Source organism: Caballeronia sp. A2-2 (assembly GCF_057612605.2).
In genome coordinates this window covers 522,229-534,288 of record NZ_CM173618.1, presented here as the reverse complement: position 1 = coordinate 534,288, position 12,060 = coordinate 522,229, and the positions used below count along the sequence as shown (strand labels likewise).

The following is a 12,060-nucleotide window of genomic DNA, read 5'->3' as shown; positions in this document are numbered from 1 at the left end:
ACGAGAGCTGAGCCCAAACCAACGGATCGCCTGACCCCGAAATGTCGCGTTTTCGAGCCGCATATAGGGTCGTCAGGCTCATTCGCAGGGGCCGACCTGCCGTCGACCAGGCCGCCGGCGAACGATAGCAAACGGACGTGCAGCAGCCACATAGTCCGTGATTGGCAAAGTGTGGCTATGGTGTTGATTTGCACTGGAAACTGACCCACTGCAACGCGGTCTCTTTTTGGCTGCCTTACATGATTCGCATGTTTTTAAGTAGGACGGCGACTCGGGCAGGAGAGGAGCCATTACAGCGGTCAGCAAGATTGGGAGTACGCCGCCGAACCGGAACACTCCCCGCCAACCGGTCACGGGAAGAAGGAAGGCAGCAATCACTCTGCCAAACGCAGCGCCCAATGTGAATCCGAACGAGACCCACATCATCAAAGATGTTCGTTGTTTTGCGGGCTCAATTCTTCGGCCAGTGCAATAGCGTTACCCATGATGCCGGCAAGAGAGAAGCCTGTCAGAAGGCGCAACACTATCAATTGAGTGAGAGACTGAGCAGCAGCAGAAATCAGCATGAAGACGCCGACGAAAGACATGGTGACGATCGAAACTGGCCGTCGACCAATTCGGTCGGCAAGTGGACCGAGGGCTAGTGATCCGATCATCATCCCGACGAGACTGGCTGAGAAAACCGGGCCGAGTTCAGCTCGGGAGACGGACCAGCTGTGGATGATGGAGGGTGCGATGAAGCCCATTGATTGCACGTCAAATCCGTCGACAATCAGGCACAGCGCGATCAGGACGATTGAGGGGACCCAAGCGCATGGCGCCGGAGTTGTAGCCTTCGCAGAAGAGACATTTCGGAAGAATCTTTTTGCGTGTCTCGTGAGCAGCCCGCGTTTGGCTTTTTTTCAGCGCCGTCACTTATAGGTTCACCGTCGATGAGTTCGGGCGGCTGATGGCTTATAGGGGCAGACATTTGGCTCTGTTGAACTTAATCGGATGCGAGATAGGCAGACGAGCCCGCTGCGTCACGCTTCTTGGACATTCACCATCAAGGAAGCCCCTAGCAATTCGTTTCGCGTCCGGAAAATTGGATCGCCACCACAAGGTTACGGATACCCATGGATTGGAAAAAGATACACAAAGGAAAGAGTTTTTCAGTTGATGGAAATCTGCGAAGCCGTCACGATCGGTACGAAGGCCCTTGGACGTTTTGCATGCGTGAGTCATTTGGCGGAAGCCGTTTCCCAGTTGGAAATGTCGATGAGTTTTTCTCGCGTACGCGGGCGAGGTGCAGCTGGCATTGGGATGGTGAACAAGCCATTTCCACATTTTTTAAGTGAAAATTATTTGTGGCTCGACGGACGATGTTGAGCGGCTTAAATCAAGAACGATCAACTTATACTATTTATATAGTAATAAAGTTTATTAATATTGCACCGTTACCCGAATAATGGTGCGTTCTGCGCGACTTATATGTATCACAATCGCCTACGCACGCCGTAGAACAAGGTATCGCGACATGATTACGGTGCGTCAAATTTTGTTGATCGTTTCGGACGTTCAGATGACGCATCCAAAGCGGATAGCGGCCATAACGTATGGCTTTGAGCGACCGGCGGCTAAGGGTCGTCAAGACTCGTTCGCCGATCCAGGAAGCCGACGTTTGACTGCGCCGCATCGCGAACGACAGCGAAGTGGCGAGCTGCAGCCGTACGGACGATGAGCGGCGAGCGCCGGCTATGGTCGAAACGCCAACATTCAAAAGTGCGACAAGAAACTTGAGCAAGGCTTGGCGATTCTAAAAAGATTTGCGTCACAGGCCGCTCTTGCGACGGCCTTCCAAAACCGGCGCCGTCCGGACCTCTTTGGTCAACGTCGCAGTCACATGCGGCGTCCTGAAGCGTAAGATCGGTCAGCATTGCAATGTGGTGCAGGACGGAGTCGGTTTAGCCGCACATGCCGAACCTGCTTCGAGTGATAGGAGAGCCCGTTGGCAATTGATGACGCACTTGCGGGCTCGGGTAGGCGTTCAACTTGCGCGTGCTAAATCGTCTAAGAGCGACCGATGGAGATAGCGAAGGCTGCTAGCGGGCTCGACGGGCCCGATCGGCGCTTTGAGGTAACGCCGGATTCTGCCGGGAGGTCCTCTCACCGACGTCGGGAGCATAGCGGCTTACCCTATCTTAGGCAGGATGGCATGATCGGCTTGGGGTCGTACCGGAAGGTCGCTGTTGGATTGTAGGCAGCCACACCGTCGACACGGCGCGGCTCACCAGGCCGGTTGCCAGCGCGGCTGCGATCGAAACCGAGAGACGCGCGACGGGGAATGAAGTTCTAACGCTCAATGCAGCGCCGTAACTATCGGCTCGCGTAGCGGACACCAATTTGACCGTACGATAATCAAGGTTACTCTAAACTCGTGATGTGTGTAGTCACACGCAATTGCGCGGGCTAAGAAGTCAAACAATACCGAGCTCGCTGACCCTGCTCCCCGTCGACCTCGCTTCAAACACGCACCAAAGTAAAGAACACAGTGACGCTCCGCCGAGATGCAGATTGCATGGACGTCGCGTACCCCTGTATGTGGCCAAGCCTGTTTGACATGCGAAGGCTCTGCGGGACCATAGTGTCTGCGATGATCCGTTCATGCGGAGGTCGTTGCGCTCGCTCGCGCATGAACACACTGTCTCACATCCAAAGCGCTTCGGCATATCACAAACATGCGGACGGCCAGATGAGCAAGAATATCGGTGATGGGCAGCCAACGACTCAGCTGCCTTCATCAGACGACGTCCCAGGGCAAGAGCATTCTGCTTCAGCACGGCTGTTGCGAGCAGAAGTGCTGTGGCATGACAGCCGCATGGCCGAAAGCCCGCCATCGGCACGCATAGTGGCCGCGTTTGATGTCATCTATTTGTGCTGCCTGCACTGCAAAGAGCTGACTCCGCGCGAGGAAAATGACGATGTACACGCGAACTCCGATGTTGTATTGGCCGTGGCAGATCTAATTGCACCAGCGATCGGAAAGCTTAGCTTACCTGAAGACGACATTGGCCTTGCCCTCCGACTTATGCAGTGGAGTTTTTTCGGGCTTGCTGAAGACACACCATGCACGCCCGGGCGCGCATCGGATCTTGCGCAAGATGTTTTACGTTCAACACAGCAGTTCCATTCGAACAGTGGCGATAATCGACGATAGCGGGCGCTCGAACTCATTGGCGTTCCGGCTCTTCGTGGAGGACGGGAAGCCTGAACACCGTCTTTTGCATCGAATTGCAACGGCCCGATAGCGCACGTATTTTTCTATCTGACCGAACACGTAAGCGTTCGCTCTGGCGAAACTACAGCCTTCACCAAAAAGCTTGCGCGCTCGGGCGGTCAACTCCCCAACGCATTTTGTGACTTCGAGGTCACTTACGTGCTGCGCTGACGTGTGCGTGCAGAGCTTCTCCAAATTGTGCAACGCACCGCCTAACAGCAAGATGGCGGCCGATTCTCTTTTTCTTTCGTAGCCAATCAAGGGGGAAAGGGCGGCTGCAGGGAAAGTTAGAAGGCAGAGCGCTTCTTATCCCCTCGCTGCACCACGCCAACAGCATTGCTCAGAAGGAAGAATTCGAGCGTGCGGCGACAACTGGCTCACCAGCCGGGGACGCAACGGCTGTTTGAGTTGCTTCGCGACTTTTCTGCCGCCGCGATAGCTGCCTCGGAAACGCTTGTGCCCGCGATACTGTACGCGCACGCAAGTGCAATCGTGCTCGGAGATCGCTGACGATCGGCGTCGACCGCAGATCCGAGCTGTAACTCTACAAGACTAAGCACATATACGGCCAGTCGCAGATATTAGAGACTCGCCGTATCTCTTTCCTAGTCGTTAGCCAAGTCAGAAGCAACCGCGCTTTCATTTGAACTTTGGCAAGACCGCGTCAGCCTGTCCATCGCCTCAGCAAGAGCCGTAGGAGATGGGACTTGAGTGAGGTCATGGACAGTCGTTGCGAACCGAGGGCGTGGATTCAACTTTTCAAATTCTTCCGCTTTCGTCCATTGAACCCATTCTCTTGGAAGGTTGCTAACAGCGGCTAATTCGAGGAATAGATTAAACTCATAACCTACAAGGGCCGTCTGCTCTCGAAATACATACAGTATGGGAAGGATGCGCTTAAACCTAAATAGATGTGGCCATAGTGACGCCGTATGGACATAAAGCGCTTTGTTCAGGCGGAGAAACAGTCCGGAGTCTTCGTTGCAATCCGCTTGATAGCCTTGGAGGGTCAGACCGTAGTCGGATTCCAACATGTCTTCCGCGTCAAGCCAACCTTCTGGCGCCTGCACGATAAAGGCAAAACCCTCATGCACGAGAGACGAAAAAGGCTGAGGAAGTGATGACCTCTCCACAACAAAGCAGTTGGATGCCATCATCTGGTCGCCACGGATGGTTCGGATAAGCGCATTGGACTCGCTACTCAAGATAGGCACCGCAAGCGCGTTCTTCGGTCGAATAGCACGGCGTTTTACCATTGCCCATACACGTTCTGCCCAAGCATCACCGAGTTTTCCTGGGGGAAAGTCTGTGTTTCTAATCAGGGCGTTAATGATTTGCGTTACAAGCGCCTCGTCGTTCGAACGCAGCAGGAGCATCCGTATTGGATAGCTCAGCAATGTCCAATACCGCTCCACGTTAAGCATCTGCCGTACAAATTCTCTTACAGTAGCGGAGAACGATTCGACTAGTCCGTCCGCGATAATCCGCGCGGCGGCCTCTGGCATATCGTGCGTAAGCCAATCACCCGCGACGGTTGCTTGAGTTGCGTGCCAATATCGATGTGCCCCGTCATCGCATGCGAGAAATTGCGCCTTGGCATATTGAAACGCAGCATCAGTACCCATCGGAAGCTCTGCGTCAAGCAGGTCGGGAATGGCAGGCGAAGTCGAGGTCGCATTCGGTGGCACTAGCGTTGGGCCAGTGAATTGAAGTTCGCCTCCCACATCGCGTTGCGGGAACGGACGATATTTTTCGTCGCCATAACGCGAAGTTGCCGCACGAATTACGCGCTCGATTGAACGTTTTCCGGAAATATTGGTGCGCCGCCACACCCTAGACCCGAGTTGATGGCAAAGATGCTGCAAAGTCAGATAGCCTTCATCTTCTCCCGGAACACCCCAGAAGACGGCTTCAATATGGGCGCGCCGGAATCTCTCGGCTGCCTCACGAAGCGGTCGGAGGTGTTTGAGCATTTCCAGAAACTGCGCATAGCCGCCACTTTCGCGTAATGGCGCTACAAGTTCTGGCTTGACTTGTTCAACTGCCCACGCGATAACTTCGGGAACGTCGGTGGCATTTCCACTGCCAGCGCATTCGTCCATGCGCGCCATGAAGCGAATGGCGTAATATAGAGCACGTTCCACGTGGTTGAAATTTTCAGTTATATGGTCCATCTGTTCGATTGCGTTTGTTTCAGACAGTCCAGTTAAGGGAGCGGTGTTTAAACGCTCCCCGTCCTTAAAGCGTTAGTGGTTCCAGATTTTCACTTGCGAAAACTGGAAAATCGGGCCGTCCAGGTGTATTCGACTTTGAGTTGCTGCGGTCAGACGCTGGTGTCGAGAAGCGGGGTAGCCCGATGCCGCGGATTAGCCATTCGCTCAGCGGCTGAGAACGCGGGGCGCCTCATGGTGGGCTCGAGTCTCCTGCGAGGAGCGTGCGAGGCGTCCGAAGATCGCGGGTGGTGGGTGCAGAGAGCCGACCGATTAACACGGTCTTGCACGAGGGACGGATGCAACTGGTGGCTCACGCCGAGTTGCGGCGACTTTCCCAAAGCGGGGAGCGGGAAGAGCCCGTGAGCTAACCTCCAAAATCACCAGGCGGAGCAGAAGAACGTCTCTTTGAGTAAGTGCTCGAAGACGCTCCTCAGGAAATTCGACCGAACCTCATATAAAGCGCCGCCCTACACGTCCTCGCTAACAGGGAGGACAATTTCAATGCTTGGACTTCAACCGTTTCAATATGCAGCCGGCGCGTCTGCCAGTGCGCGACGCGTGTCCCTCGTCCAGACCCCGGAGTTCAATGACCTACTCAGCACCACGACTGAGCATGGCGACGTCGGGGATCTTCACTGCTTGTGGGGAGCTCTTCCGCGGACTACCGCGTCTCGCGGTAGAAGATGATGCCCTGATGGTTGTGACCGTTCCACAGCACGTCGAAGTTGATTGGCCTCACCAAACTGCAGATTGGCTCATTCCATTCAACTCGTCTGATTGGGACGGTGGGCCCGTGCAAACAATGCTTCGGCTCGGCACCGGCTCAATCGCCCTCGACTACGTCGCGGCCTCACCAATCCTCGAGCGGGCGGTTGACGCTTTAACCGTCGTATATGTGCTTTCAGATTGCGTTGCATCGGTACGCTACCGATGGAATTCCTTGCTGCTGGACTGTCTCAAGGGACTGTTCCAAGCGACCAAGTTCTACGCTTCCGTCATCGCGGAGAGCGCGACTTCCCTTGAGCGAACAAAGCTTTTGAAGGACCGGAATCACCAGCGCCAAGTCTACGGCTCTATCAGCGCCGCCGGTGCTGTGAGCTTCAACTGGTAGGCAAGGTCTATCTCTACGGGCGACTCCGCCTCGACCTAAAACGCGTTGCTAAGGCATGAGCTGCGCGTGGCGCTGACTCGCAGCGTCTCCCCGTTTTAGATGAGCATGATTCTCCGTTTTAGGAAAACGATCGCGGTGTAAATCGCTATATGTCAAGGAAGCAGCGTCGCGCGACCAGTGACAACAGCTGTCCAAGACGTGAATTGTAGAACCGGTAGGCAACCGGAATCCAAACAAACTTAAGGTAATTGATGAAAAATAAGCTCGACCAGACCACGGGATTTTTTGCGATGGGGGAAATTGCCACAGCCTCGCATTTCAGGGAGGGATTCCAGATGGCTCGGTCTTTACCTAATGATTTCCCAGTTCTAACCGCCTCACTTGAGCATCCTAATTACGTCGCTCTGTTGGCCGCGCTGAACGCACACGGTCCCGTGTCGTTCACGTCCCAGTTAGTGCAGCACCCCTTGGCCACGTTGCGCCATCTGACGCTAAGAACTTCAGGCCTGCATGTCCATTGGTTATCTGAGCCAAACGCCACGGAAGTATGCTCCGCGATGCAGACCTGGAGCAATGGTGGCAAAAGTGCTGTCGCCCTGTTCTTGCCGGACGGAGCCCCATGCAATTGCTTTTTCATCGCGCCGCACAATAGTCTGTCGGTGCAGACGGAAACGTCGCAGTTGCACGAAGCCCAACCGACGACATTAGGCGCGCACGATTTGATGACGGCCATAGTGGCGGTTGGAAACGGCCTTAAATCTAAGAACACCTCGGGGAAGAGGGCGTCAAGTCCACGGCATCTGGTCACCGTGCTATTGACGAGCAGCATCGCAGAGCATTTGAGCGATACCGGCTCGTTTGCGAGCGCCCTGCTCACAAGCCGTGGAACAAATGTCCTTCATTGAACTGGACGCAATAGCGCCGCTGACAGTGTGCGCCGCGGCCTGTATGCAAAATGTACGTGGGTGTTTGGCCAGTGCTCGGCACCCGCTTACGATGCAACACTTGCTAAAACGCCGTTTGATGAGCGTACTGGCGCAATCGGACTTCGCCGACCGAGCTTTCCCGGCCCGCAACCCCGGCCTTCAACACTTAGAAACCTGCGGTAGCTGCACTGCGCCGCCATTTAGCGATCAACCAAGAAACGAAGGCTCCGTAAATACTTGTCATGCGGCTCGATCTGCGAAGGCCTACGAAAGGTTAGCTGTTGTTCAAACGCGCGAGCAGTTTGAGAGCCACCAGCAGAGATAAATAACTCGGCTACACGGCCAGTAGTAATTCAAACAACTTATCTTTATGAATCAAAATATCAACTCTATACCTAAAGCGGACCATAACCCCCTTGATAACGTAGCAGATGACGGGTATGTGCTTATCATCGCCGACGATAATGACGGCTGGTGCCCTTTTGACCCTTACGACCCGACGGTTGGCATGGAACCGTTGACGCTGACGTCGCTCTTAGACTCGATAGAGGAATTTGTGTTTGAAGCAGCCTCCAGACGAGAAAATTATAAGGATGCTTGGAATGCACTCACTGCAACTAACGTCGTCCCCATTATGCAAAAAAGGCTTTGGCTCGTCTCCGAGCAGCTATGGCGAAATCCTGCGGTAGAAGAAGCGTTCGAGGAATTACTACCACGTTGGCTCGACCGAATGCAGGCCGTTGCATCAGAGGTACAGCTCGTCATTGATTCATGTCGACTATCATCAGAAAAGGGTGATGTGGAAAAATTGCGCAAAGCAGACACAAGCCAGCAATTTGCCTTCACCGGAGCCAACGAACGCAATGCTGAGCTCCATGAATTTGAATTTGCTTATCGGAAGATGCTTAACGCGGCGCTTGACCGTCATGTGGCGAAGGGAAGTGACGTGAAAATGCTCTATTGGACAGAAGATGCCTCCGAATCGATTAATCAGCTTCGAGAGAGCAAGTACAAAGACAACACATTCTACGTGTTGCATAAGGAAGCTCTCCCTGTGTCGTTGCGGGACCACATTGCGGGAGATAACTGCGTCGCGCTGTTTGTACCGGAGGAATGGCTTGAGAATTGCCGGTCTTACATAACCTATGATGCACCTTCCCTTGCAACTGTCCCGGCGGCGAGGGAATATGACTCATATGTCATGGAACTTGCGTCCGGGACGATACGGTTAAGCGCACACGAACTATACTGGTACTTTCTAAGGCATCGCAACCGCGATGTGCCTGTTGTGTTTATTGGTGCGCAACGGTGCTGCCTTGCGCTTCATGATTTTGAATTTATTCCCGAGTGTCTACACATGTCCGCGGTATTGCACCCCAATACGCATGCAGCAGTGTACGGTGAGGAGGTGCGAACATTGAGCATTCCACTTAGAGAGAAAGGCTGGGTGGACGTGCGGGGTAGTCGCGTAATGACCGTTGAACGCTTGGTCGCCTTTGATAGTGTGTTCTATGACGGCGCTTTAACTGACGACCCTGCGAAGAGTACAGAGATTCCGTGCTAGGCGGCTGCGGAAAGGTTTATCGAAGTGCCTGGCGGTACCTACGAAGTGCGGTAGGTGGCTACCTATGAACTGCTCACCATCAGCGTCAAATTGCTCTGTTGAGTGGAATGTTGGCCCCATGATGCTTGTCGTGCATTCGAGAGGCCGAGGCGTATGCTTTGGCTCTCATCGGCGTTCCGTTCGTCGAGCCTGACCTCTGCCAGACGTATCGCGTCTGCAATCAACATAACGGCGGGCTGCACGCCCGCACGTTGTAGTGGTTCAGCTTGACCCGCATCTGCGCGCGCTATAGAGCAGAATGATAGCTAGAGTGCTGTGCCGGCCGTTGTGTTCTACGACGCCTCGATAGGTTCCACGGTCGTTGAGAGAAGCGCCGCGCATTGCCGCAGATCGGCTTCGAGCCCGTTGAGGAGATTCACCCACTGAGCCGCTGTTGGGCGCCTGGCGGGATCGAGGCCGAAGGCAGCTTCAAACGCTGCGATCAGGGACACGGGAAAATCTTCAAGTCCGATTGACCCCGAAGGCGGGACGGTCCGGGTTGCGCTTATCAGCTTATCAGGCGATCGAGAAGGCGAGCCGATCTTGCGCGATCGACTCCCCCGAGGCTCAGATCGGCGTCCAAGCTGCGGCCGGCATAGGGCTGCCGCCCCACCGCCAATGACTAAAAATGGTGACCTAAGCCGAAAATGATCGTGCGCTTCTGTCCGCTCGATTCGCTTTCCATCTGCGGCTCGTTGATCGTCAACCAACTGCGTCCGGCAACACTGCGGATCAGATCTGCGAACGCTTGAGAATTGCGGAGCTGAATGGCCCAACGTGTCGTGCTTGCGAGACGCAGAACGAAAGGGTTTTAGTTTCCCACAGTCGCAACAACTTTCCTCCTTACGCCCCGCCGGACCTTAGATCTCGCTCCCGGCTGCAGCCAAAAGTGCGCGGACTGAACCTTCTTCTGTTCGTGCAGGTACAGGCGCACGAACTATGTTGGTCTCATTTAGGTTCACGTCAACGTCGGGCGCTGTCTTCGCGCAGCCAGCGATCATGCAAAAGCAGGCGTTGCAATCGCGACGGGAGATATTCTCGGATGTTTCATTGCGGTTGTTCTTTTTGGTTGTGGGATCGAAATAGTTGCGCGCTCGGTCGCGACGCGTTGAAGCGGACAAGCTCATAACGAGTTGAAGTGGGCGCGACGTTCTTGTTGTTCGGATAATCGACGTATCGCTCTTTGACCACACGGCCGACGCTCGGCGCATACCAAGCGGTTTCCTTGGCGCGACCTGCGTCGCTGCCACCTGAGACACCGCTCCACGTGATCGTGGATTCAATGCGAAATGTGTCAAATGAACCGGCCGGCGTCTCGACGCGCTCGAATGAGACGACTTTCGCTTCGCGGCGATCATTTGCTTCCCAAGCGCCTCCTGTGAAAAGGTAGTCTGCCGACCAAGCTTTGCCAATGAACAACGGGAAACGAAGGGCCTCGTTGTTTGGCACGAAGGCGACCCCAGGGCCGTGAATAATGCAAGCGTTTTCGTCGAGTTCCGCAACGCCGGGAGCGCCATTCACAAGCACGGCAAGAAAAGCGTGGCCGTTCTCGACGCGCTCGACGCGCTGCGAGTAACCGCCGCTCTTCGATGCGTCGATTTCATTGACGAACGCGAAAACCCATTTCTGGCCAACTTCAAACACTGGCGCGTCAGCGCGCGGCGCCGGGGCCGACGCGGGGATTGGCGCTGGGAATACCGGGGGCGAACTTGGCGCGCAAGCCACGAGCCCCGCGCACGCGAATGCGAATGCGAATGCGATCAGGCGTCTCATGGTGGACCGCCTCTCAGTCCAAAATTCGCGGCAATGCGAGGCCAGTCGGCGCGCGCACAGCCTTCGAGACAGGGTTGATTGTCGTGCCCGTCGTGAACGACCAACTCACCGAGAAGGGCGTTGCGGTCGGGATCGTCGTGTTAGTAAGCGTGCCCGTCGTCACGACCTTGTAGGTAGTGTTGTCGGCGAAGACAATTGGTGAAACGCACATCGCCAGGCGCGTCGCTTCGCTGTTGTTGCTATTATCCGTCTCGTCGCATGGCACGTTGTTGCCGCTCGCGTCCGTGATTTTGAAGACCACGTTCGAGAAAGCGCCGTTGCCCGAGGCGCTCAACGTGATCGGGTAGCCGACGTATTGGCCGACCAGATTTGGATGGTTCTTCGCGATCGGGTTTGGCGTTTCGATCGCTTGCCACTGCGGCTTGACGTTCTTCTGGCCGTCATACGGGTAGGCGATCAGCTTGTTGTCCGGCGTCGAAGCGACGTAGTCGACGAAGTCGCCCACGAAGGTCGAATATTTCGACGAGTCGGTGGTCGTCGCCTGACCGAAGCCGACGCCCGTCGTGTCAAACAGGAAAATAGCGCGGTGGAACGGAGCGTCGAAGAGGCCGTCGATCGCTTCGGTCGAGCTTGCAAACGCTCCCGGAAAGCCTGCGGCAATTTCGCCAACCGAGTTGGTCGTATATCCAACGGCCGCAACGCGGTCGGTCGGTGAGACTCCCGTGAAGTCGGGCTGGCCTGCGACTTCATAGTGGCCAATGAGGCCCGTCGCCTGCATGTTCAATGCATGATGTGCCGCCGCTTCCGCCGCAGCCGGCACATATTTGAGTTGCGCAAGTCCGAGCTGAGCGCGCATCGCGTTGGTGTAGGCCAGCGAGTCGTGGACTGCATCGCCGATCGCGGTAAACGACGCCGCGCCCGCGCCCGCTGGCGTTAGTAGCGAGATCGCCGCAGTCGTCGTAGTCCCGGTGCTTGTGCCTGCGCCTGCGTCCGTGTTGCTCCCCGATCCGTTGCCCGTCGTCGGCGTGCCGCCGTTGGAACTGCCGCCCCCTCCACAGGCAGACAGAAAAAGCGTGAAAGCAACCGTTACGGCAATTCGTTTCGTTTTCATTTGATCCTCGGTTATGGCAAGGGAGGCCGCAAAAATTCGCAACAATTAGCGTGAGCGGCGAGAGTTG

The 12,060-nt window shown here is 55.4% G+C and carries 7 protein-coding genes and 1 pseudogene; 4 read left to right on the top strand and 4 right to left on the bottom strand.

The window, feature by feature from the left end; genetic code table 11:
- Positions 1-78: 78 nt before the first annotated feature.
- Positions 79-746, bottom strand: a pseudogene (locus tag ACZCWR_RS25980) (MFS transporter).
- A gap of 1,985 nt (positions 747-2,731) precedes the next feature.
- Between ACZCWR_RS25980 and ACZCWR_RS25975 the strand changes: the two are divergent.
- On the top strand, positions 2,732-3,196 hold the full coding sequence (locus ACZCWR_RS25975) for a hypothetical protein (protein WP_487305889.1): 465 nt from the start codon (positions 2,732-2,734) through the stop codon (positions 3,194-3,196).
- Between the two features lie 665 nt (positions 3,197-3,861).
- On the opposite strand, the gene ACZCWR_RS25970 is transcribed toward ACZCWR_RS25975, so the two are convergent.
- Positions 3,862-5,430: a hypothetical protein gene (locus ACZCWR_RS25970; RefSeq protein WP_487305888.1), complete on the bottom strand. Its 1,569-nt coding sequence runs from the start codon at positions 5,428-5,430 to the stop codon at positions 3,862-3,864.
- Between the two features lie 625 nt (positions 5,431-6,055).
- On the opposite strand from ACZCWR_RS25970, the gene ACZCWR_RS25965 reads away from it, so the two are divergent.
- The 3 genes from ACZCWR_RS25965 (at position 6,056) to ACZCWR_RS25955 (ending at position 9,070) form a co-directional block, all read left to right on the top strand.
- A complete protein-coding gene (locus tag ACZCWR_RS25965) occupies positions 6,056-6,580 on the top strand; it encodes a hypothetical protein (RefSeq protein ID WP_487305887.1) in 525 nt (174 codons plus the stop codon).
- 251 nt (positions 6,581-6,831) lie between these two features.
- Positions 6,832-7,485, top strand: a complete 654-nt coding sequence (locus ACZCWR_RS25960; RefSeq protein WP_487305886.1) for a hypothetical protein — start codon at positions 6,832-6,834, stop codon at positions 7,483-7,485.
- Positions 7,486-7,876: 391 nt separating this feature from the next.
- Positions 7,877-9,070: a hypothetical protein gene (locus ACZCWR_RS25955; protein ID WP_487305885.1), complete on the top strand. Its 1,194-nt coding sequence runs from the start codon at positions 7,877-7,879 to the stop codon at positions 9,068-9,070.
- 1,086 nt (positions 9,071-10,156) lie between these two features.
- Here ACZCWR_RS25955 and ACZCWR_RS25950 read toward each other — a convergent pair.
- Both ACZCWR_RS25950 and ACZCWR_RS25945 read right to left on the bottom strand, forming a co-directional pair.
- Complete coding sequence (locus ACZCWR_RS25950; protein WP_487305884.1) at positions 10,157-10,882, bottom strand: TapB family protein; 726 nt, start codon at positions 10,880-10,882, stop codon at positions 10,157-10,159.
- A gap of 13 nt (positions 10,883-10,895) precedes the next feature.
- Complete coding sequence (locus tag ACZCWR_RS25945) at positions 10,896-11,993, bottom strand: CAP domain-containing protein (protein ID WP_487305883.1); 1,098 nt, start codon at positions 11,991-11,993, stop codon at positions 10,896-10,898.
- Positions 11,994-12,060 lie beyond the last annotated feature (67 nt).